Origin of the sequence: Sphingomonas molluscorum (assembly GCF_039522995.1) — a bacterium.
Classification (GTDB): Bacteria; Pseudomonadota; Alphaproteobacteria; order Sphingomonadales; family Sphingomonadaceae; genus Sphingomonas; species Sphingomonas molluscorum.
The window spans coordinates 273611-294959 of sequence record NZ_BAAAEL010000010.1; the positions used below are offsets into that span (position 1 = coordinate 273611).

Genomic DNA, 21349 nt, shown 5'->3' on the forward strand with positions numbered 1-21349 from the left:
GCACATGGCAGGCCATTCCAAGTTCAAGAACATCATGCACCGCAAGGGCGCGCAGGATAAGAAGCGCTCGGGCATGTTCTCCAAGCTCAGCCGCGAAATCACCGTCGCAGCCAAGATGGGTCTGCCGGACCCCGACATGAACCCGCGCCTGCGCGCGGCGGTGAACGCCGCCAAGGCGCAGTCGATGCCCAAGGACAACATCCAGCGCGCGATTGACAAGGCGTCGAAGGGCGACATGGAGAATTACGAGGAGATCCGCTACGAGGGCTTCGGGCCCGGCGGCGTGTCCCTCATCATCGAGGCGCTGACCGACAACCGCAACCGCACCGCCACCAACGTGCGTACCGCGGTGTCGAAGAACGGCGGCAACCTGGGTGCGAGCGGTTCGGTGAGCCACGGCTTCGACCGCGTCGGCCTCATCAACTATCCGGCAAGCGCCGGCGACGCCGAAAAGGTGTTCGAGGCGGCACTGGAAGCCGGTGCCGAGGACGTCACCTCTAGCGAGGACGGCCACGAGATCTGGACCGCGCAGGGCGACCTGCACGAAGTCGCCAAGGCGTTGGAGCCGGTGCTGGGCGAGGCCGAGGGCGCCAAGCTCGCCTGGAAGCCGCAGACCATGGTCGAAGTGACCGAGGACGACGCCGCGACGCTGTTCAAGCTGATCGACGCGCTCGACGACGATGACGACGTGCAGACCGTGTGGGGCAACTACGAAGTCTCCGACGCCGTCATGGAGAAGCTCGGCTGATGCGTCTGATCCTCCCCGGGACGGGGAGGGGGACCGCTCGCAGAGCGGTGGAGGGGGGCTTCCACCGCCGGGGCGCTGGCGGCGCCCCCCCTCCACCAGCCTACGGCTGGTCCCCCTCCCCATGCTGGGGAGGAGCGGTCCGGTGGTGATCCTCGGTCTCGACCCCGGCCTCGGCACCACCGGCTGGGGCCTGATCCGCGCGGACGGCAATCGCCTCAGCCACGTCGCCAACGGGCAGATCCGCACCGACCCGTCGATGCAACTGCCCCGGCGTCTGTCGCACCTGTTCGGGGCGCTGGGCGAGGTGATCCGCACGGAGCGCCCCGAGAGCGCTGCGGCCGAGGAAGTGCTGGGCAATTCCAATGCCCAGTCGACGCTCAAGCTAGGGCAGGCGCGCGGCGTGGTGCTGCTCGCCGCCGCCACTGCGGGGCTGGCGATCGGCGAGTATCATCCGAGCATCGTCAAAAAGGCGGTGGTCGGCACTGGCGGCGCGGACAAGCGGCAGATCCAGGCGATGGTCGGGCATCTATTGCCGGGCGTGAAGCTGGCCGGGCCCGATGCCGCCGACGCGCTGGCGGTGGCGATCACCCATGCGCATCACCTGGCGAGCGCCCATGCGCGCGCCCGACGAACGGGAGTGGGGGCATGATCGCGCATCTCAAAGGCAGGCTGGAGTCGACCGGCATCGACCACGCGGTGATCGACGTGGGCGGCGTCGGCTATCTCGTCGGCGCCTCGTCCCGCACGCTGCAGGCGCTGGGCGGGGTGGGCGAGCACGTCACCATCCACACCGAGATGCTGGTGGCCGAGGACTTCATCCGGCTGGTCGGCTTCGCCACCGCCGACGAGCGCGACTGGTTCCGGCTGCTGACCGGCGTGCAGGGCGTGGGTGCGCGCGTCGCGCTGGCGATCCTGTCGGTGCTCGCCCCCGACGAGCTGCGCACCGCCATTGCCAAGGGCGACAAGGCCGGCATCGGCCGCGCAAATGGGGTGGGGCCCAAGCTCGCCCAGCGCATCGCCATGGAGCTGAAGGACAAAGTCGGCGGCATCGCGCCCGGGCTCGCGGGCGTCGCCGGCGCCACGATCCCGGCGGGCGGCGCGAGCGCCGACGCGGTATCGGCGCTGCTCAACCTGGGCTTCAAGCCGGCCGAAGCCGCGCGCGCGGTGGAGGCGGCCGCCGAAGAGGTCGGCGAGGGTGCCAGCCTCGATGCGCTCGTCCGCCTCGCGCTGCGCAAGGCGGCGCGATAGCGGCAGCGCTGGACGCCGCGGCCCGTGCGCGGCAGGATGCCTCTGCCTGAACGGGGGCGCTGTCCTCGGAAGGGGTGAGGCACCAAAAGAAAGCACGGTCGACATGGCGATGCATGCGATGATCCTTGTGGCGCTGCTTGCGACAAGCCCTGCGAGTGCTGAGGATGCGGCCCTGCGTCGACTGGTCGAGCGGTTCGAGGCGGCGCGCCTCGGGTTCGATCCTGCTGCGCTCGAAGAGACGCTTTCGCCCGAGTACGAAGAGATCTCGCCGGCTGGTGCTGTCGACTCCCGCGCGGAGGTGCTCGCCTTCTACGCGCCCGAGGCGAAGAAGCCTGCGCCGCCGATCCAGAGCGATGAAGTCGCTGTGCGATCGGCCGGGGATACTGCAGTGGTTACGTCGCGCATGTCGGTGATGCTTCCCGGCGGTGCGTCCCGTTCCATGCGCGTCCGCTATGTCGCGCATCGGTCCGGCGGCGCTTGGCGGCTGATCTCGACGCAATACACGCCGATCCCGCCGGCAAGGACGCAGTAACCAAAAGCAGGGTCCCTCTTCCGTCCCATACGCCGGCGCAGGCCGGGCTCCAGGGCCAAGCAGAGCCACGGCTTGCGGCGCCTTGAAGCCTGGCTCCTGCCTGCGCAGGAGCACGGTAGAGGGGTTGCAGAGGCCCGGACTGCGCGTTCGTCAGAACAGCTTCAGCTCCACCACGCGCACCGGCTTTCCCGCCTGCGGGCGCATGCGCACCCGAACCGCGGTGGCGCGGAGCGGCTTCCAGCGGGCGTTGGTGATGCCGTTGGCGAGCGGAGCGTCCTGCTCAGCCGTGACTTTCTGCCAGCGACCGTTGACCTGCGCCTCGATCGTGTAGCCGGTCGGGGCGGCGTGCTGGGCATCGGCGAAGAAGGCGAGTTCGGCCGAAGAAAGCTCGGTGGCCTTGTCGAAGTCCACCTGCAGCCAAGGCGCGCGTTCGCCGGCCTGGCTGCTCCAGCCGTGGTCGTTTTCGGGGAAGAACACCACGCGGCCGTCCACGGCGTCGTGGATGCGCTCGGGCGTGCCGCTCGACGCGCTCGGCTTGGGGAATTGGCCGCGGACCAGTTCGACGGCGCGGTCGATGCGGGTCGCGCGTACAGGCGCGGCGCGGCGCGAGATCGGCACTTCGATCCGCTCGGCCTTGGCGCTGCGGGCGACCTCCTGCCCGTCAACCAGCACGCGCATGCCCGCACCCTGGCGGTAGTGGCTGCCATCGGCGTCGTAGCGGATCGTCACCAGCCGCCCGTGATAGGGTACGTCCTGCAACTGGAACCACTGAAGGGTGTCCGGCCCGGATCCGGCGGGCACCAGCGGGTCGATCTCGAGCACATCGTCCTCGCGCGGACGCAGTCCGACCAAGCCGGAGATCACCAGGTCGGTGAAGCCCGAATGGAAATAATGGTGGCTGCGCGCCAGGCCGACGATCGGCTTGCCGGTATCGGGATGATAATCCTCCTCCAGGTCGAGCCGGTCGCCCTGAAAGTGGAGCTGCGCATATTGGCGCAGCAGGCGCAGATAGTCGGCGCGGGTGACGACGTCCTGGCGATAGTCACGTAGCAGATTGGCCATGGCGGTCAGCGTCTGCGTCGTCTGGAACGGCCAGATGGGTCCGTTCCACTGGCATTCGGGCGCCGTGCCTTCGTAGCGATACTGCTGCATGTAGTGCGGGTAGCTCGGCTCCACCGTGCGCATGCCGAACGGCCCGCCTAGCCCCTGCGGCGACAGCAGGTGCCTCCAAGCGTCGGCGAAGCGCGGGTCGTTGCTCGGCAGGCCGAAGGTCCAGGGCACGTAGCCGGCGAGCTCGCGCCCGCGGATCGGCTCCCAATATTTCACATGCTCGTTGTTGACCTTGTACCGGTCGATGAAGTGGCCGAGCTTCGGGCTCCACAGCGCTTCCTCGACGCGGGTGCGCAGCCGGTCGGCGCGTGCGTCATAGTCGGCGGCGGTCTTCGCATCCCCAGAAAGGGCGGACAGACGTGCGATCGCGCGCGCGTTGGCGAACATATAGGCGTTGATCGACGGCCGGAACGAATCGCCGCCGCGAAAGCCATCCTTGCCGCCCGAGGCGTCGATCGAGGACATGGTGTATTCGGTCGCGTCGAGCAGCGGCTCGATGAAGTAGAGCCCCTTGGTGAAATCGAACTTGTCGTCCCACAGGCCATAGATGTGGCGCATCGCGGACAGGTGGCGGACCGCATCGGCGCGGTCGCCGTCGACCAGGAAGCGCGCGTAGGTGGCATCCGCGATCGCCTCGCTGAAGTGCCGGTCGTTGCCGCCGTCCTGGTAGAGGAAGTCGATGTAATCGCCCGCATAGCGGCGATCGCGCAGCCAGCGGCCCTCGTAGAGGTGGAAGCCGGTCGCGTCGTTGAGACTAGCATAGGGTTCGCGCTGCCAGCCCACATCGTCCATGAACTCGGTGCTGATGTAGCCCTTTTCACCCAGGTCGCGTTGGTGGGCGCGGAACAGCTTCCAGCGATAGTAATAGACGGCGTCGAGCTTCGGATCGGATGATTCGAATAGCGGGATATTGTCGCGATACCAAGGCGCGTCGTTGCCGAACCGGGTGCGCAGCACGCCGTCCGCATCGATCCGCAACGCGATCGCGGCAGGCTGCTGCGGCGGCTCCGCCGTCGCACCGGCGCCCAGCAAGCCGGTTGCGCCCAGCAGCGCAACCATCCGCACCGTGCGCCCGATGCGCGTCCCCTTCGTCCGGTTGATCGCCAAGCCTGCCTCTCCCTTTTGTCTGAGCAATGCTTAGGTGAAAGGAGGCCGCTTAGACCAGGGGCGTCGGCAACGGCTTCCCCGCAAAATGGGCATCGAGGTTGGCGAGCACCAGCGCGGCCATGGCGGCGCGGCCGGCGACGGTGGCGCTCCCCTGGTGGGGGGCGAGCACGACATGATCCATGTGACGAAGCGCCCGCGGCACGTCCGGCTCGTTCTCGAACACGTCCAGTCCGGCGCCGGCGATCTGCCCGTCGGCGAGCGCCGCGATCAGCGCCGCCTCGTCCACCAGGCTGCCGCGCGCGACGTTGACGAGCACGCCGTCGGGGCCAAGCTCCGCAAGCACCTCGGCCCCGACGATGTGCTGCGTTTCCTCGCCGCCGGGGGCAGACAGGATCAGCACGTCCGAGGCGGCTGCCAGGGCGCGGATGTCGGGCAGGAACCGCCCGGCCACGTCCGGCTTCGCATGGCGGGCGGTGTAGAGGAGTTCGGCCGCGAACGGCTCGGCGCGGCGTGCGATCGCGCGACCGATGCGGCCGAGGCCGAAGATGCCGATGCGGCGGCCGCTCGCCTGACGGCCGGGAGGGACCATCCAGCCGCCGTCGCGCACCATCCGATCGTTGGCGGCGATCCGCCGCTGCACCGCCAGCATGAGCGCGATCGCCTGGTCCGCGACGTCCTCGGTCAGGACGTCCGGCGTGGTCGTCACGCGGATGCCGCGGGCGCGGGCCGCCTCCAGGTCGATGCCGTCATAGCCGACGCCGTTGATCGCGATGATCTCCAGCTGGGGCAGGGCCTCGATCATCGCGGCGTCGATGACGCTTGCGCCACCCGCGACGATGGCGCGCGTGTCCTCGGGACCGCCGCCGCGGTGAACGGTGAAGCGCTCCTCCAGCTGCTCGATCATCTCGGATGCGAGCGGCGTCATGACGAACAGGGGCGGGCGATCGGTCATCGCGTCAGCCTAGCGGCGTGCGATGTGCCTCGACAGGGGGCGGGGTGCATCGGTACGGAACGAACCATGGACATCTTCGATCCGAAGGCCGCAATCCCGTCCTCCATGGGGCCGGCAAGCCGATGAGCGATGCCGATCGCATCCTGACGCCCGCCCGGCGCGGCGAGGACGTCGACGCCGCGCTTCGCCCGCGTTCGCTGGACGAGTTCGTCGGCCAGAAAGCCGCGCGCGAGAATTTGCGCGTGTTCATCGACGCGGCGCGATCGCGGGGCGACGCGCTCGACCATGTGCTGTTCTTCGGCCCCCCAGGGCTCGGCAAGACGACGCTGGCGCAGATCGTCGCGCGCGAGATGGGCGTCGGCTTCCGCGCCACCTCCGGCCCCGTGATCGCCAAGTCGGGCGATCTGGCCGCGCTGCTCACCAACCTCGAGGACGGCGACGTGCTGTTCATCGACGAGATCCACCGCCTCAATCCGGCGGTCGAGGAGGTGCTCTATCCGGCGATGGAGGACCGCGCGCTCGACCTGATGATCGGCGAAGGTCCCTCGGCGCGCTCGGTGCGGATCGACCTGCCGCGGTTCACGCTGGTCGGCGCCACCACACGCCAGGGCCTGCTGACGACGCCATTGCGCGACCGATTCGGCATCCCGGTGCGGCTGCAATTCTATACGGTGGACGAGTTGGAGCGGGTGGTGACGCGCGCGGCCGGGCTGCTCGACCTGCACGTGGCATCGGATGGTGCACGCGAGATCGCCCGGCGCGCACGCGGCACGCCGCGCATCGCCGGACGGCTGCTGCGCCGCGTGCGCGACTTCGCCAATGTTGCGGGCGCCGAGACGGTCGACGCGCGCACGGCCGATGCCGCCCTGAACCGGCTGGAGGTCGACAACCAGGGGTTGGACGCGATGGACCGGCGCTACCTGACCATGATCGCCGACGTGTATCGCGGCGGCCCGGTCGGCGTGGAGACGCTGGCGGCGGGCCTGAGCGAGCCACGCGACACGATCGAGGAAGTGATCGAACCCTATCTGATCCAGATCGGCATGGTGGCGCGCACGGCACGCGGGCGTTGCCTGAACTCGGCCGGATGGAAGCACCTCGGCATCGAACCCCCGGTGAACTCGCAGGACGGCCTTTTCGACTAGGCGCCGGGCGGCGGCGGCGATCGCGTCCGTCGCCAGGTCTGGCGCGAGCGGAACCAGGAGCCTCCCCCGCGCGCTGGAACGATCCACCGGCTCGCAAGCGCCGGCGGCGAGGAGAGAGGCGATGGCGGACACGGAACAGGCGCCCGGCAAGACGGCGCTGCTGATCATCGACATGATCAACGCGCTCGATTTCGAGGACGCGGCGCCGCTACAGGAGGCGGCGGAGGCGGCTGCGGAGCCGATCCTGTCGCTGCGCGCGGCGGCCGACGCGGCGGGCGTGCCCGTCATCTACGTCAACGACAACAACGGCGAATGGCATTCCGAACGCTCGCGCCTCGTCGAAAACGTGACGGAGAGCGATGCGCCGGGGCGCGAGCTCACCCGCAAGCTGGCGCCGCGCAAGGACGATTACTTCATCATCAAGCCGCAGTTCTCCGGCTTCTATTCGACCAACCTGCCGGTGCTGCTGCCCAAGCTGGGGGTCAGCCGGCTGATCCTGACCGGGGTAGCCGCCGACATCTGCGTGCTGTTCACCGCCGCGGACGCGCACATGCGGGCGTACGACCTGTGGGTGCCCGAGGATGCCGTCGCCAGCAGCGATCCGCAGCGTACAAAATGGGCGCTGGAGATCATGCGCAACAGCATGGATGCGGAGATCGGCCCCACCCGCGAGTGCTCGCTCGCCGATTGGATCGCCAAGGCGGAGTGACCAAGGAACGCGGCTGGGCTGCGCTCGTTTGAACCCGCACGCGCCGCCCGGCGTGCTGGAGTTCCCGATGCACCCATTGCCCGTGCGCGCCGGTGGCGCCGCCTGATGCCGACCGCCGATCCCATGCCCTATGGGGCGCTTGCCGCTGCCCTGGCGGACGCAGTTGCGAACCAGGACCTGCTGTTCATCGCGGCCGACGAGCAGCGCGCCGAACGCATTGCCGCGGCGCTGGCCGCCCTCGCTCCCGACGCGGCGGTGGTGCACCTGCCGTCGAGCGACGCGATCCCGGGCGACGATGCGCCGCCCTCCGCCGCCAATGTGGGGCGCCGGGTCGGAGCACTCCGCCGGCTGCGGCTGCTGGCGGGGGACGCCAAGCGGCCGCGGCTCGCCTGCATCACCACGGCGGAGGCGACCGTGCCGCTGCTGCCGCCGGTGGAAAGCTTCGATGCGGCGCCGCCGGCGCTTGCGGTCGGCGACGAACTCGATCCGGAGCCCTTCCGGGCCGAGGCGGAGGCGATCGGCTACTTCACCGACGATCGGGTGGACGAGCCCGGCGAGGTCGCGGTGCGGGGCGGCGTGGTCGACATCTTCCCCGCGGACGCCCCGCGCCCGGTGCGGATCGAGGTGGTGGAGGGACGGATCGCCGCGATCCGCGGCTATGATCCCGCGACCCAGCGCTCCGAAGAGACGCTGGACACCATCGAGATCGGCCGGGCCATGGAGCCCGGGGTCGGGGAGGGTGCGGCAGGCGTATCGCTGTTCGCGCACTTGCCCCCGGTCGCGATTGCCAGCGATCCCGGCGCCGAGAAGCGTCGGAAACGCTTCCTGGCGCTGGCCGAAGACGGCGCCAAGCGTCGTCGCGCAAACGCCGGCGTCGTGTCCGACAGCGATTGGAACGCGCAGTTGGCCAAGGCCGATACGCTCGCCCTGCCGGAGGGCGGGGAAGTGCCGCCGCGCTTCGTCGAGCAGCGCCAGCCCTCGCGCGGCTTTGCGCGGTTCGGCCGCGCCGCATTGGAGGATGGCGCGCTGCTGCTGGTCGGATCGCGCCGCGACCTGCGCTTCCTGGGCGCGCGGGTGAGGAAGCTGCTCAAGACCGAGCCGCAGGAGGTCGCCAGCTGGCAGGCTGCGCGGGCGCTCGGACCTGGTACGGTCGCGACCCTGGTCGCGCCGATCGAGCGCGGGTTCCGCGTCGAAGGACTGGCGGTGGTCGCCGCGTCCGACCTGCTCGGCGGACGCGCGCTGGCAGAGGACAGCGCGGTTGCCGCGATCGACCCGCTGTTTGCGGGTGCCGGCGAACTGCGCATCGGCGACGTGGTGGTGCACGATGACTTCGGTATCGGGACCGTGATGGGGTTGGAGACGCTGCCGGGTGAGCATGGCGGGGACGCGATCATGCTCGGCTATGCGCGCGAAGGCCGCCGGCTGGTGCCGGTCGCCGAGGCTGACCGCATCTGGCGCTACGGCGCCGACGCCGACTCGGTGACGCTCGACTCGCTCGACGGATCGAGCTGGGAGAAGCGGCGCGGCGCGATCGATGCGGCGGTGGCGGAGAGCGCCAAGGGCCTCGCCGCCCTGGCCGCCGAGCGCGACGCGCGCACCACCGATCCGATCGAGCCGGACCCGGCTGCGTACGAGCGCTTCGCCGCCGGCTTCGCCTTTACCGAGACGCCGGATCAGGCGCGGGCGATCGCGGCCGTGCGCGACGACCTCGCCTCGGGCAAGCCGATGGACCGGCTGGTGATCGGCGACGTCGGCTATGGCAAGACCGAGGTGGCCCTGCGCGCGGCTGCGATGGTCGCGCTCGCCGGCCGCCAGGTGGCGATCGCGGCACCCACCACCGTGCTGGTCCGCCAGCACCTGGAGACCTTTCAGAAGCGCTTCGAAGGCACCGGTATCGCCGTCGCCGGCCTCTCCCGCCTGTCGAGCGAGGCGGAGAAGAGAGAGGTCAAGGCCGGCCTTGCCGACGGCTCGATCCGGGTGGTGATCGGCACCGGTGCGGTGGCGGGCGCCGGAGTGGAGTACCACGACCTTGCGCTGGTGGTGATCGACGAGGAGCAGCGCTTCGGCGCGGCCGACAAGGCCAAGCTGCGCGACCTGGGTGCGGGGCACGTCATGGCACTGTCGGCGACGCCGATCCCGCGCACGCTGCAGACTGCGCTGGTCGGCCTGCAGCAGCTGTCGATCCTCGCGACGCCGCCGGCGCGCCGCCAGCCGATCCGCACCGCCATCGCCAGCTTCGATCCCGTGACGGTGCGCAGCGCGCTACTGCGCGAAAAGGGTCGCGGCGGGCAGAGCTTCGTGGTGGTGCCGCGGATCGAGGACATGGCACCGCTGGAGGCGGAGCTGAAGAAGCTGGTGCCGGAGCTGCGGCTGGTCACCGCGCATGGCAAGATGCCTGCGGCCGAGATCGACGAGGCGATGGTCGCCTTTGCCAATGGCGCGGGCGACGTGCTGCTCGCCACCAACATCATCGAGGCTGGGCTGGACGTGCCGCGCGCCAACACGATGATCGTCCACCACGCGGACCGCTTCGGGTTGAGCCAGCTCCACCAGCTGCGCGGCCGCGTCGGACGTGGCGGCCGCCGCGGGCAGGTGCTGTTGATGACCGAAGCCGGTGCCGAGATCGCCGAGTCCACGTTGAAGCGACTGCGGACCTTGCAGGCGTTCGACCGGCTGGGTGCGGGATTTGCGATCTCCGCCCGCGACCTCGACATGCGCGGCGCCGGCGATCTGATGGGCGAGGCGCAGGCCGGGCACATGAAGCTGATCGGCGTCGATCTCTACCAGCATCTGCTCGGCCTCGCGCTGCGATCGGCGCGCGGGGAGGAGGTGACGGTGTGGACCCCGGAGCTGAACCTGGGAATCGAGGGTCGCTTGCCGGAGGGCTGGATCCCTGAAGCCGAGGTGCGGCTGACCCTCTATGCCCGGCTTGCGCGGCTGGGCGACGAGGCGGCGCTCGACGGGTTCGAGGAGGAACTGGAGGACCGCTTCGGCGAATTGCCGGAAGACGCCCAGCGGCTGATGACGGTGGCGCGCATCCGCCAGCTGGCGCGGGTGGCGGAAGTCGCGCGGGTCGATGCCGGGCCGGGCGGAATCGCGCTCACGCCCTACGGCAAGGCGAAGCTGAAGGCCGCGGGGCTGGAGGCAAAGGGTGAGCGTTACGTGCTGGCCGAGCGCATCGAGGATGCGGCCGCGCGCGCGGACCGGGTGCAGGCGCTGCTGGGCGAGGTGGGGGACGGCTGACGCCCCGTACCCCGGCGGAGGCCGGGGTCCAGGGTTACGGAACGCAGCGCTTGTGGCCCTGGGCTCCTGCCTCCGCAGGAGCACGATGGTGGCCGCGTCAGCGCGTGATGGCCAATCCGCTGCCCAGGACCAGCGCGTCCTCGACGAAGCCGCTCTTGTCCTGGCCGTAGCGGCGCAGCGCCCGCATGCGCAGCGACAAGCCCACGTACGAGGCGGCGATTGCGGTCGCCGCGGCCAGCACCGCGGCAGCCTTGCGCTGCTCGGCAGGGGCCAGAGCGGCACCGGCGAAGGCTGCGGTCGCAGTGCGCGCGATCAGGCCCGGCACGACTGTGCGGTCGGGTGCGGTGCGCATCTTGTCGCCCGCCATCTCCGCCGCAGCGAGTGCCACCGCACCGCCCGCGACCAGCGGATGGGCGAGCAGATCGCGGGCCGGCGCATCCTTTGGCAGGCGGTCGCGCCGGGCGGCGCCCGCGACGAGCGCGAGCGGGGTCATGGCGCGCTGGCCTGCGACGAGGCCGATGAGGAGGGAGCGAAGCATGCGGGTCTCCTGGAATGGTCTGGAAGGCAACGAGCGGAGGGCGCCGGGTATCCCCGGGGATCAGGCGGCGCCTTCGTCCACGTCGGGCGCATCCTCCGCATCGACGCCGTTCTCCAGCGCGGCATCGTCGGCGGCGAGCGCGGCGGCGTCCTCGGCATGGATGCCGAACCTAGCCGCCACGTCGGGCGCGTAGCGCAGCAGGTCGCCGCGCAGCTTGATGAGGGCGAGGTCCTTGGACTTGCCCTCCAGCATCACGTCGAAGGTGAGCCCCTCTGCGGTGCGCATGAAGGTCGCGAATTCGAACGGGTTGGTGAAGTCGGCATGGCCCGTCCACACCGGCGGGCGCAGCACCGTCTTCACGCGTGCATTCGGTTTCACCGGCGCCTTGGTGACCTCGTCCTTGGCCGCCTTGCCGCGCTTGGCGGGCGTGATCTTCTGCTTCACCTCACGCATCTCGGTGCGCGGCGACGAAAAGTGGATCTTGGGGCGCACGCCCTCGGGCCAGCTCGCCATGAAACGCTCCAGCGTCTCGCGCAGGTCCAGCCCTTCCGGGTTGAGGCACCAGAAGTGCTGATAGTCGAAGATCAGCCGGACGCCGGTGCGCGCATGGATCCACAGCACGTCGGCGGCCGAGAAGCGGAGGTCGTCGTTTTCGAGCACCAGCCGGCGGCGGACATGCTCCGGGCATTGCTCCCAGCCCTCGATCCAGCGGGCGCGCGCCGCCTCGCGATCGTCATACACGCCACCAACATGGGTGATGACCACCGCCTCGTCGTCCAGCCCCATGCGGTCGAGCATTTCCGACTGGCTGGCGAGATCCTGGATGCTCTTGGCGGTCAGCTCCGGGTTCGGGCTGTTGAGCAGGATATATTGCGACGGGTGGAAGGACAGTCGCATGTCGAGCGACCGCGCCTTGGCACCGAATGCGGCGAGCTCCGCATCGCTTTCCGCCACCATGGCGTGGAACTGCGGCATGTCCGGATGGGTGGCATAGGGCGCCAGGTCCGACGACAGCCGGTACATGGAGATGCCCTTGGCGGCGCAATAGTCGAGCACGCGGTCGACATGCTCGAGCGAGCATTTCAGGTGCGGACCCGCCTGCCAGCGGCGGGTGTCGTTGCTCTTGAGCTCGGGCTTGCCCATCACCTTGACGGGGAAGCCCAGCCGCATCGGGCGGTCGGATCGGTTCGGCATCGCCCGTCCAACGGGCGGGGACGCCAGAGGGTCCTTTATTCCACCAGGGCGTCGATCGCCTGGGCCATGTCGATGTCGCGGTACGACAGCCCGCCCGCGTCATGCGTGGTCAGGAGAATGTCCACGCGGTTCCACACGTTCGACCATTCCGGGTGGTGATTGGCCTTTTCCGCCAGCAGCGCCACCTGGGTCATGAAGGCAAAGGCCTGGCTGAAATTGTCGAAGGTGAAGCTGCGCGTGATTGCGTCCCGCGCGTCGTCATGGTCCCAGTCCGGCAGTCCGTCGAGCGCATCGGCGCGCTCCGCCTCGTTCAACAGCTCCATTCGACCCTCCTTGTGCGGCCTCGCCGGCAAGGCCTATGGACGAAGCCATGTCCGAGCAAGCGCCTTTGCAGTTCGCCCCCGACGCCGCCCGCATCGAGGCGCTGGCCCGCGCCGCGCTCGCCCGCATCCCGGAGCCCTTTGCCGAGCATCTGAAGGACGTGGTGCTGCTGGTCGAGGAGTTCGCGGACGACGAGACGCTGGACGCGATGGGCATCGAGGATCCGTTCGCGCTGACCGGCCTCTACCACGGGCTGCCGGTGGGCGAGAAATCGGCCTGGACCGGCGCTGCCATGCCCGACCGCATCCACCTCTATCGCCGCGCCTTGCTCGACGAGTGGGTCGAGACCGACGTCTCGCTGGAAGCGCTCATCACCCATGTCGTGGTGCATGAGGTGGGACACCATTTCGGCCTGTCCGATGCCGACATGCACGCGCTGGAGGAAGCCGCGGGCGCGTGAGCACGGCGGCGCTCGTGCTGGACGACGTTGCCTGCATCCGTGGCGGGCGGCTGTTGTTCAAAGGGTTCAGCCTTGCGCTGGGCCCTGGGGAGGCGGCGCTGGTGACTGGCCCCAACGGCGTCGGCAAGTCCAGCCTGATCCGCATCGCCGCCGGCCTGCTCGCCCCCGCCGCGGGCCGGGTCGAGGCGAGCGGCGCGCCGGCGCTGCTGGCGGAGGCCGCCGCACTTGATCCGGAACGCACGCTCGCCGACGCCATCGGCTTCTGGGCGGCGCTCGATGGCGCGCGCGGGCGGGTGCCGGACGCACTGGAGGCAGTGGGGCTCGGGGCGCTCGCGGAAGTACCGGTGCGGATGCTGTCGACCGGCCAGCGTAGGCGCGCGGCGCTGGCGCGGGTGGTCGCGGGCGGTGCCGCCATCTGGCTGCTGGACGAGCCGGTCAACGGCCTCGACGCCGCCTCGACCACCCTGCTGGAGGATCTGGTGGCACGGCACCGCGCGGGGGGCGGCATCGTTCTGGTGGCGAGCCATGTGCCGGTGGCGCTGCCCGACGCCCGCGTGCTGCCGCTGGAGCCGGCGGCATGATCGCGATCGTGCTGCGCGAGCTGCGTCGCGCCTGGAGCGGCGGCGGGCTGATGCTGACGCTCGCCTTCTTCCTGCTGGTGGCGACGCTGTTCCCGTTCGCGATCGGCCCGGACGCGAAGCTGCTCGCGCGGATCGGCGGCGGGGTGGTGTGGGCGACCGCGCTGCTCGCTGCGCTGCTGCCGGTCGAACGGCTGGTGCTGCCGGACCTCGAATCGGGCGTAATCGACCAGTTCGCGGTCCGAGGACTGTCCGGTGCGGGTGTCGCGCTGGCCAAGATCCTAGGCCATTGGATCGGCTTCGGACCCGCCGTGATGCTGGCGGCGGCGCTCAGCGCAGCGCTGCTGGAGATGCCGGCGGACGTGCTGTTGAGGCTGCAACTGGGGCTTCTGCTCGGCACCCCGGGCTTGGCTGCATTGGCCGTCGCAACCGCCGCGCTGGTCGCCGGCCTGCGCGGCGCCGGCGCGGTGGCCGGCATGGTGATGCTGCCCTTCGCGCTCCCCCTGCTGGTGTTCGGCGCCGGCGCGCTGGAGGGCGGCAGTTCCGGCCTCAAGCTCGTCGCGGCCACCAGCCTGCTGCTGCTGGCCGGCGCGCCGTTCGTCGCGGGCGCCGCGCTGCGCTTTGCGAGGGAATAGCGCGGGACTGTACCCAATCCCTTCCGTTTGTCTCGAGTAGGGATCGAGCTTGTCGAGAGCCCGTATCGAGAGAGCCGCAGCCAGTCTCTCGATATGCCGTCTCGACAAGCTCGACGGCTACTCGAGACGAACGGGAAAAGACTAGGTTGGGGCGTTTACGGTCGATGTGACCCAGCCGCTACCGCCGCCACCGCGCGAAAATCGCCGTCGGCAGCGTCAGGCCGCGGGCTTCCTCGCGGACGCCGAGCTCGCCGCATTCCACGGTGCCGCCCAGATCCGCCAGGGTCTGGCGCAACAGTTCGCCGATCGCCAGCGCGGACATGCGCACGGCGTAGACGGTGAGGAACAGGAAGCGCGAGTTCTCGTCGAGCAGCTGGCGGCAGTCGGCGATGAGGCCCGGGAGGTGATCCTCCAGCTTCCACACCTCGCCATTGGGGCCGCGGCCCCATTTGGGCGGATCGAGCAGGATGCCGTCGTAGCGGCGGTTGCGACGCACCTCGCGCGCGACGAACTTGCTGGCGTCCTCGACCAGCCAGCGGACGGGCAGGTCGGTCATGCCCGAGAGCACGGCGTTGCCACGCGCGGCCTCGACCGACTTCTTGGATGCGTCGACGTGCACCATGCGGGCGCCGGCCGAGGCGAGCGCGAGGGTGCCGACCCCGGTGTAGCCGAACAGGTTGAGGCACTCCGGATCCTGCGCGTCGCTCAGCTGCTCGCGCATCCAGCTCCACACCGGCGCCATGTCGGGAAAGAAGCCGAGGTGGCGGAAGGGCGTGTTCTGCGCGGTGAAGCGGACCTGGTTCCAGGCGAGCGGCCAGCCTTCGCGCGGTACCGGCTTGTCGAACTGCCATCGGCCGCCGCCTTCCTCGTCGGAGCCGGGCACGAACTCGCCGTGCGCATCCCAGTCCGGGGAGGCCGGTGCCCACATCGCCTGGGGCTCTGGTCGGATGAAGCGATAGGGGCCGTAGCGCTCCAGCTTGCGGCCATGCCCGGAGTCCACGAGGCCATAGTCGGGCCAGGGCTCGCCGATCAGGCTGATGAGCTTCACGCGCGTGCCACCGCGCGTTCGGCGATGTAGCCGGTGACCGCCTCGAACGTGGCGGGCAGGCGATCGCAGCGCTCCTCGCGCTCGAACAGGTCGCCGACGCGGGCAGGCAGGACCGGCCGGTGGCCGGTCGCCCGCTCGACCGCGTCCGGGAACTTGGCCGGATGGGCGGTGGCGAGTGTGACCACGGGAACGTCGGGCGCAATGTCCAGCTCCCGCGCGGCGGCGAGGCCGATGGCGGTGTGGGGGTCGATCAGCTCGCCGGTGCGCTCGCACGCCCAGCGCATGGCGCCCATCATGCCGTCCGCGTCGATGCGCGCGCTGGTGAACAGAGCAGCCGCACCGTCTCGGTGGGCGCCGCTCAGCTGCATCGCGCGGCTGGTCTCGAAACCCTGCATCTGCAGCGCGAGTGCCGCCCCGTCGCGGCCGCCGAGATCGTGCAGCAGCCGTTCGAAGTTGGAGCTCACCTGGATGTCCATCGACGGTGTGTCGGTCGCGGTGACGGTGCCGGTGGAATAGTCGCCCGCGGATAGCGCGCGATGGAGGATGTCGTTGACGTTGGTCGCGACCACCAGCTTGGCCACCGGCAGCCCCATGCGCTGTGCGACATAGCCCGCGAACACGTCGCCGAAATTGCCGGTCGGAACGGAGAAGGCGATGGGCCGCTCGGGCGCGCCCAGGCGGACGGCGGTGTAGAAATAATAGACCACCTGCGCCATCAGCCGGGCCCAGTTGATCGAGTTCACCGCCGACAGGTGGAAGCGGCCGGCGAAGTCCGGCGCGTTGAACATCGCCTTCACCAGCGCCTGCGCGTCGTCGAAGCTGCCGTCGATGGCGATGTTGTGGACGTTGGGCGCGAGCACGGTCGTCATCTGCCGCCGCTGCACGTCCGACACGCGGCCATGCGGGTGGAGCATGAAGATGTCGACGCCGGTGCGGCCGGCGAGCGCATCGATCGCAGCGGAGCCGGTGTCGCCCGAGGTCGCGCCGATCACCGTCACATGCTCCGACCGGCCGGTCAGGAAGCGTTCGAACAACAGGCCGAGCAGCTGGAGCGCCACGTCCTTGAACGCGAGCGTCGGCCCATGGAACAGCTCCAGCAGCCAGTGGCGATGGTCGAGCTGGACGAGCGGGGTGACCGCGGCATGCGCAAAGCGGGTGCCATAGGCGCGTTCGCACAGGTCCCGCAGTTCGTCTTCGCTCAGGCTGTCGCCGACGAAGGGGAGCATCACGCGTACCGCCGTCTCGGCGTAGGAGAGGCCGGCGAGGTCCGCGATCTGCTCGCGCGAGAGCGTCGGCCACGCCTCCGGCACATAGAGTCCGCCATCGGCGGCCAGCCCTGCCAGCGTCGCGCCCTCGAAATCGAGGACCGGCGCATTCCCCCTGGTGCTCACATAGCGCATGCGGAGGCGTTAGCCCCCCGGCCGGGAGGGCACAAGCGCGTCAGCCCTTCAGGCGCCGCCGAAGTGCCAGTGCATAGATGGCGATTGCGATGGCCGCAAAGGCGAACCACTGCACGGCATAGGCGAGATGATTGTTGGGCACGTCGGCGGGGTCCGGCTGGTGGCTGGGCGCAAGGCCGGGTGCGGGCGTCTCGGCGACGATCATCCACACCTTTGCCGCCCGCGCGCCGAAGGCCGCGGCAATGGCGGGCGTGCCGGTCGGGGCTTGTGTCAGCAGGCCCGTGATCCGGCCCCCTTCCCAGTTGGGGCGCAGCTTGGGATCGTTCCCGACGCCCATGTCGGCGCGGAACGTCGCCGTGTGCGGAGCGGTCTTGCAATGTGCGATGTGGCGCCAGCCCGGGGTGCCGTCCCCGGTGCGGCCGGCGTTGATGCTCCAGTCCGTCACGGCGAGGCAGTGCGCGGTCACGCGGCGGAACAGCAGATCGTCTGTCGGGGCGCGGGGAAGGGGGATGACGTCCTTACCCGCATTGGCGGTGAAGCGGGCAATCATCTCCTCCTTCTGGTCCAGCCGGTGGAGCTGCCAGAAGCCGAGGCCGAGCATCGCGGCCACCGCCAGCAGCACCGCTGCGGTGGCGACGGCGGGGAGGCGCCTCATGGTTCGTCGCTCGTCAGCCGGGCCTCACGCGCGGCATTGCGATATTCGAGCGCGAGCAGCAGCGCTTTGGTGAAGCGGAGCGACACCGCGACGCCTCCCAGCGTGAGCGGCAGCCATAGTGCCACATGCAGCCAGGTTGGCGGCGAGAAGAGCAGCTCGACCACCACGGCGAGCACCGTCACCAGCGTGCCGATGCCCATCGTCAGGAATACCGTGGGGCCATCGCCCACGTTGAACTGGAGGAAGTCGAGCCCGCAGTTGGCGCACCGCGGCGCGAAGGCGATGAAGCCGGCGAACAGCGTCTTCGCCCCGCAGCGCGGGCAAAGCCCGCCGGTCGCGGCCGCCAGGGGTTCCGGCGGCGTGCCGGCGGGGCCGGTCACGTCAGCCCGCGTGGACCGGCGCGCCCCATCCGCCCCAGACATAGACGGTGACGAACAGGAACAGCCAGACCACGTCGACGAAGTGCCAGTACCAGGCCGCCGCCTCGAAGCCGAAATGCTGGCGCGGCGTGAAGTCGCCCTGGTACACGCGCACCAGGTTCACGATCAGGAAGATCGTGCCGACGATGACGTGAAAGCCGTGGAAGCCCGTCGCCATGTAGAAGGCGGAGGTGTAGTTGATCGTCCCGAACGGGAAGGGCGCGTGGGCATATTCATACGCCTGGATGCACGAGAACAGCAGCCCGAGCACGATCGTCAGCCACAGGCCCTTCTTGACGCCATCGTCCTCGCCGACGCCGAGCAGGCCCCACAGGCCAACCCGCCGGCCACCGCGCTGCCCATGGATCAGCGCATGATGGGCCCAGGTGATGGTCGTGCCCGAGAGCAGCAGCAGGAAGGTGTTGAGCAGCGGAAGCTGGAACGCGTCGAGGACCTCGATGCCGGCCGGCGGCCATTGGGCGGCGAGCTGCGACGCGGAGTCGATCAGCGAGACCCCGTCCTCATGGTTGAACTGCACGGCGGCCGGAAACAGGGCGAAGTCGAACCATGCCCAGAACCAGCCCAGGAAGAACATCACTTCGGAAGCGATGAAGAGCACCATGCCGTAGCGCAGGTGCAGCTGCACGACCGGCGTATGATCGCCCGCACGCGCTTCGCGGATCACGTCGGCCCACCACAGACCCATGCAGGCCAGAACCGCGATCAGGCCGGCGCCGAACACCAGGCCGCCATAGGCCGCATCGCGCATGTACATGATGCCGCCCACGGCCAGCACCAGCGCGGCGAAGCTGCTCAGCATCGGCCACGGGCTCGGCGGCAGGATGTGATAATCGTGGTTCTTGGTTCCGGCCATCGTCGTCCCCATCCTCTCTTGTCCGCAAAGGTCTAGCTTGGCGTTCGGGGGGAATCCACCGGGTAAAACGTATAGGACAGGGTGATCACGCGCACGTCGCGGGTGTCGGGATCGCTCGCGAGCTTGGGATCGACGTAGAAGATCACGGGCATCCGCACCTCCTCGCCCGGCTGGAGCGTCTGCTCGGTGAAGCAGAAGCACTGGATCTTGGTGAAATACTTGCCGGCCTGGGCGGGGGTCACGTTGAAGGTGGCGGTGCCGGTGATCGGGCCGTCGGTCAGGTTCTTGGCGGTGAAGAACGCCATGTCGCGCGCGCCGATGTCGATCGTCTCGGCCGGTCGCTCGGGTCGAAAGCGCCACTTGAGGTTGGGCGCCACGTTGCTGTCGAAGCGGACGGTGACCTTGTCGCCGATGCCGCCGGGCGCCAGCTCGCCGCGCTGCGTGGTGCCGTTCAGCCCCGTCACCTGGCAGAAGACGCGGTAGAGGGGCACGCTCGCCCAGCCGAGACCCGTCATCGACACGGCGGCAAGGCCGGCGAGCAGTGCGGTGCGGCCGTTGCGGGTCACATCATCCCTGCCTGGATCTTGACGATGCTGATCGCGAACACGAGCAGCACCAGCGCGCCGAGCAGCCAGGCCATCACCTTCGCACGCGATCGCTGGCGGGCGCGAACCAGGGCTTCCTCCTCCGGCGTCACGGCAGCAGCCACCGGTCGACGACTAGCGCGCCGGACACCACGAAGAGGTAGAGGATCGAATAGCCGAACAGCCGCTTTTCCGGCTGCATCGTGTCGCCCTCAGGCGCTGTCGTGCGCCGAGCCACGCCCAGCGCGAACCAGCCGAACACTGCGGTCATCGCAACCGACACCACGCCATAGACCGGGCCGGCGAGGCCAAGCGGCCAGGGGGCGATCGCGGCCAGCGCCATGGGGATGGTGTAGAGGCCGATCTGGGTACGGGTCGTGCGTTCCCCGGCCACCACCGGCAGCATCGGCACGCCGGCCGCCGCATAGTCCATGCGGACGAACAGCGCGAGCGCCCAGAAGTGCGGGGGCGTCCACAGGAACACCAGCGCGAACAGCAGCAGCGGCAGCAACGCGATCTCGCCGGTCGCCGCCGCCCAGCCGATCAGCGGCGGAAAGGCGCCGGCCGCACCGCCGATGACGATGTTCTGCGGCGTGCGGCGCTTCAGCCAGACGGTGTAGATCAGCACATAGAAGAGGATCGAGACGGTCAGGATCGCGGCGGCGGCCAGGTTGATCGCCAGCCCCATCAGCGCGACCGAGAACACCGCAAGCCCGACACCGAAATGCAGCGCCGACTGCCGGTCCATGCGCCCCGCGGGAAGCGGACGGCCGCGGGTGCGCTTCATGTGCGCATCCAGATCCGCCTCGTACCACTGGTTGAGCGCACCTGCCGCACCGGCACCGAGCGCGATGCACAGGATCGCGGTGAAGCCGAGCACGGGATGGATGCCGACGGGCGCGGCAAGCATGCCGCACAGGCCGGTGAAGACCACCAGGGTCATCACGCGCGGCTTGGTGAGGGCGAGGAAGTCCCGCCAATCGGCGGGCATCGTCAGGGAAACTGCGGTCGTCATGGGCTGCGTCCGTGTATAGTCCGGCGGACGCCGCGGCGAAAGGGTTGCCGCCACCCCCTGCGGCGATACAGGGGGCGGCATGCGAACTCTTCTAGCCTGCGCGGCCCTCGCTGCCGCCATCTCCCCGACCCCGGCGCTCGCGCAGACGACGCAGGACGAGCAGGTCTGGATCAACGTTACCGTCACCGGATCGGCCAAGGACGACCTCCTCTACTTCGTCGAGGCACAGCCGCGGCTGATGGAAGGATTGTCGGAGATGCGGCAGGCCCTCCTGCGCGGGGCGATCGGCTGGCGATTGAGCGACCAGGTCAGCGTCTACCAGGGCTATGCCTATGTCGTGCAGCCGGTGGAGGGGCCCGCGCCCGACCGCGACGAGCACCGCAGCTTCCAGCAGCTGTCATGGACGCTGGTGCCGGGCGCGACCGAGCTGTCCTCGCGCACGCGATTCGAGCAGCGCTGGGTGGACGGCTTCAGCGACACTGGGCTGCGCGTGCGCCAGATGGCCCGCCTGGAGACGCCGATCGCCAGCGGGACGAAGCCGCTCAAGGCGCTGCTCTCCGCGGAAGCCATGTTCGCGCTCAACGACGCCGACTGGGGCGCCCGCGGCGGCTTCGACCAGCTGCGCAGCTTCGTGGGCGTCGAGGTGCCGCTGAAGGGCAAGTCGACCATCGAGGCGGGATATCTCAACCAGCTGGTGAACCGCACCGGGGGCGAGACCGCGGTGAACCACGTGGCCTCGGTGAGCCTGTTCGTCCGCCCCTGATCTCCGGCGGCAGCGGATAAAGAAAACGCCCCGGGGAGGATGCTCCCCGGGGCGTTCTTGCTTGCGGAGGT

Annotated in this window: 24 protein-coding genes; 11 read left to right on the plus strand and 13 right to left on the minus strand. The window is 69.7% G+C overall.

The genetic code is table 11. From position 1 onward, the window contains the following. The first annotated feature begins 4 nt into the window (after nt 1-4). The 4 genes from ABDZ92_RS11660 (at nt 5) to ABDZ92_RS11675 (ending at nt 2528) form a co-directional block, all read left to right on the plus strand. Nucleotides 5-748, plus strand: a complete 744-nt coding sequence (locus ABDZ92_RS11660) for a YebC/PmpR family DNA-binding transcriptional regulator (protein ID WP_125959345.1) — start codon at nt 5-7, stop codon at nt 746-748. A gap of 121 nt (nt 749-869) precedes the next feature. Further along, complete coding sequence (ruvC, locus tag ABDZ92_RS11665) at nt 870-1397, plus strand: crossover junction endodeoxyribonuclease RuvC (RefSeq protein ID WP_425542290.1); 528 nt, start codon at nt 870-872, stop codon at nt 1395-1397. Next, nucleotides 1394-1996 (plus strand): Holliday junction branch migration protein RuvA, encoded by a 603-nt coding sequence (gene ruvA / locus ABDZ92_RS11670; RefSeq protein ID WP_125959343.1) that lies wholly within the window; start codon nt 1394-1396, stop codon nt 1994-1996. Before ruvC ends, ruvA begins: the two co-directional genes overlap by 4 nt. A 103-nt stretch (nt 1997-2099) precedes the next feature. Beyond that, complete coding sequence (locus ABDZ92_RS11675) at nt 2100-2528, plus strand: nuclear transport factor 2 family protein (protein WP_125959342.1); 429 nt, start codon at nt 2100-2102, stop codon at nt 2526-2528. Nucleotides 2529-2678: 150 nt separating this feature from the next. Here the strand turns inward: ABDZ92_RS11675 and ABDZ92_RS11680 are convergent, their stop codons facing one another. Together ABDZ92_RS11680 and ABDZ92_RS11685 are read right to left on the minus strand one after the other, a co-directional pair. Further along, nucleotides 2679-4745: an MGH1-like glycoside hydrolase domain-containing protein gene (locus tag ABDZ92_RS11680; RefSeq protein ID WP_241211721.1), complete on the minus strand. Its 2067-nt coding sequence runs from the start codon at nt 4743-4745 to the stop codon at nt 2679-2681. Nucleotides 4746-4794: 49 nt separating this feature from the next. Further along, entirely contained in the window at nt 4795-5697 is a 903-nt protein-coding gene (locus ABDZ92_RS11685; RefSeq protein WP_125959341.1) for a 2-hydroxyacid dehydrogenase, read from the minus strand. 122 nt (nt 5698-5819) lie between these two features. Here ABDZ92_RS11685 and ruvB point away from each other — a divergent pair, with 122 nt between their 5' ends. The 3 genes from ruvB to ABDZ92_RS11700 all read left to right on the plus strand — a co-directional run bounded on the left by ruvB (nt 5820) and on the right by ABDZ92_RS11700 (nt 10794). Beyond that, entirely contained in the window at nt 5820-6842 is a 1023-nt protein-coding gene (gene ruvB, locus ABDZ92_RS11690; protein ID WP_125959340.1) for a Holliday junction branch migration DNA helicase RuvB, read from the plus strand. A 121-nt stretch (nt 6843-6963) separates the two neighbouring features. Continuing rightward, the gene (locus ABDZ92_RS11695) at nt 6964-7551 is read left to right on the plus strand and encodes a cysteine hydrolase family protein (RefSeq protein ID WP_125959339.1); all 588 of its coding nucleotides are present in this window, start codon (nt 6964-6966) and stop codon (nt 7549-7551) included. 105 nt (nt 7552-7656) lie between these two features. Then, the gene (locus tag ABDZ92_RS11700; protein WP_343762935.1) at nt 7657-10794 is read left to right on the plus strand and encodes a helicase-related protein; all 3138 of its coding nucleotides are present in this window, start codon (nt 7657-7659) and stop codon (nt 10792-10794) included. Between the two features lie 97 nt (nt 10795-10891). Here ABDZ92_RS11700 and ABDZ92_RS11705 read toward each other — a convergent pair whose 3' ends face one another. The 3 genes from ABDZ92_RS11705 to ABDZ92_RS11715 are packed head-to-tail and all read right to left on the minus strand — an operon-like array spanning nt 10892 to nt 12849. Then, complete coding sequence (locus ABDZ92_RS11705) at nt 10892-11332, minus strand: DUF4126 domain-containing protein (RefSeq protein WP_125959338.1); 441 nt, start codon at nt 11330-11332, stop codon at nt 10892-10894. 60 nt (nt 11333-11392) lie between these two features. After that, nucleotides 11393-12526: a UV DNA damage repair endonuclease UvsE gene (gene uvsE, locus ABDZ92_RS11710; RefSeq protein WP_241211719.1), complete on the minus strand. Its 1134-nt coding sequence runs from the start codon at nt 12524-12526 to the stop codon at nt 11393-11395. Nucleotides 12527-12561: 35 nt separating this feature from the next. Then, nucleotides 12562-12849 carry a 4a-hydroxytetrahydrobiopterin dehydratase gene (locus ABDZ92_RS11715; protein ID WP_125959337.1) on the minus strand — a complete coding sequence of 96 codons (288 nt, stop codon included), beginning with the start codon at nt 12847-12849 and terminating at the stop codon, nt 12562-12564. A gap of 47 nt (nt 12850-12896) precedes the next feature. Between ABDZ92_RS11715 and ABDZ92_RS11720 the strand changes: the two genes are divergently transcribed. The 3 genes from ABDZ92_RS11720 to ABDZ92_RS11730 are packed head-to-tail and all read left to right on the plus strand — an operon-like array spanning nt 12897 to nt 14520. Then, entirely contained in the window at nt 12897-13307 is a 411-nt protein-coding gene (locus ABDZ92_RS11720; protein WP_125959336.1) for a metallopeptidase family protein, read from the plus strand. Continuing rightward, complete coding sequence (gene ccmA / locus ABDZ92_RS11725) at nt 13304-13888, plus strand: heme ABC exporter ATP-binding protein CcmA (RefSeq protein ID WP_206432129.1); 585 nt, start codon at nt 13304-13306, stop codon at nt 13886-13888. The genes ABDZ92_RS11720 and ccmA overlap by 4 nt, the downstream gene beginning before the upstream one ends. After that, nucleotides 13885-14520, plus strand: coding sequence for a heme exporter protein CcmB (locus tag ABDZ92_RS11730; RefSeq protein WP_125959335.1), 636 nt, complete (start codon nt 13885-13887; stop codon nt 14518-14520). The genes ccmA and ABDZ92_RS11730 overlap by 4 nt, the downstream gene beginning before the upstream one ends. A gap of 178 nt (nt 14521-14698) precedes the next feature. On the opposite strand, the gene ABDZ92_RS11735 is transcribed toward ABDZ92_RS11730, so the two are convergent. From ABDZ92_RS11735 to ABDZ92_RS11770, 8 genes are read right to left on the minus strand one after another with little or no spacing between them, the layout of a single operon-like run. Beyond that, a complete protein-coding gene (locus ABDZ92_RS11735) occupies nt 14699-15568 on the minus strand; it encodes a class I SAM-dependent methyltransferase (RefSeq protein WP_125959334.1) in 870 nt (289 codons plus the stop codon). After that, nucleotides 15565-16968, minus strand: a complete 1404-nt coding sequence (gene thrC / locus ABDZ92_RS11740; protein ID WP_125959333.1) for a threonine synthase — start codon at nt 16966-16968, stop codon at nt 15565-15567. Before thrC ends, ABDZ92_RS11735 begins: the two co-directional genes overlap by 4 nt. A gap of 40 nt (nt 16969-17008) precedes the next feature. Continuing rightward, on the minus strand, nt 17009-17623 hold the full coding sequence (locus tag ABDZ92_RS11745) for an SURF1 family protein (protein ID WP_125959332.1): 615 nt from the start codon (nt 17621-17623) through the stop codon (nt 17009-17011). Next, nucleotides 17620-18045 carry a DUF983 domain-containing protein gene (locus ABDZ92_RS11750; RefSeq protein ID WP_125959331.1) on the minus strand — a complete coding sequence of 142 codons (426 nt, stop codon included), beginning with the start codon at nt 18043-18045 and terminating at the stop codon, nt 17620-17622. The genes ABDZ92_RS11745 and ABDZ92_RS11750 overlap by 4 nt, the downstream gene beginning before the upstream one ends. After that, on the minus strand, nt 18005-18916 hold the full coding sequence (locus ABDZ92_RS11755) for a cytochrome c oxidase subunit 3 (RefSeq protein ID WP_125959330.1): 912 nt from the start codon (nt 18914-18916) through the stop codon (nt 18005-18007). The genes ABDZ92_RS11750 and ABDZ92_RS11755 overlap by 41 nt, the downstream gene beginning before the upstream one ends. A 32-nt stretch (nt 18917-18948) precedes the next feature. Next, nucleotides 18949-19431: a cytochrome c oxidase assembly protein gene (locus tag ABDZ92_RS11760; RefSeq protein ID WP_241211740.1), complete on the minus strand. Its 483-nt coding sequence runs from the start codon at nt 19429-19431 to the stop codon at nt 18949-18951. 47 nt (nt 19432-19478) lie between these two features. Continuing rightward, entirely contained in the window at nt 19479-19625 is a 147-nt protein-coding gene (locus tag ABDZ92_RS11765; protein ID WP_164521180.1) for a hypothetical protein, read from the minus strand. Further along, nucleotides 19610-20515: a heme o synthase gene (locus ABDZ92_RS11770; RefSeq protein WP_125959328.1), complete on the minus strand. Its 906-nt coding sequence runs from the start codon at nt 20513-20515 to the stop codon at nt 19610-19612. The genes ABDZ92_RS11765 and ABDZ92_RS11770 overlap by 16 nt, the downstream gene beginning before the upstream one ends. A 79-nt stretch (nt 20516-20594) precedes the next feature. On the opposite strand from ABDZ92_RS11770, the gene ABDZ92_RS11775 reads away from it, so the two are divergent. After that, nucleotides 20595-21278, plus strand: coding sequence for a DUF2490 domain-containing protein (locus tag ABDZ92_RS11775; protein ID WP_125959327.1), 684 nt, complete (start codon nt 20595-20597; stop codon nt 21276-21278). Nucleotides 21279-21349 lie beyond the last annotated feature (71 nt).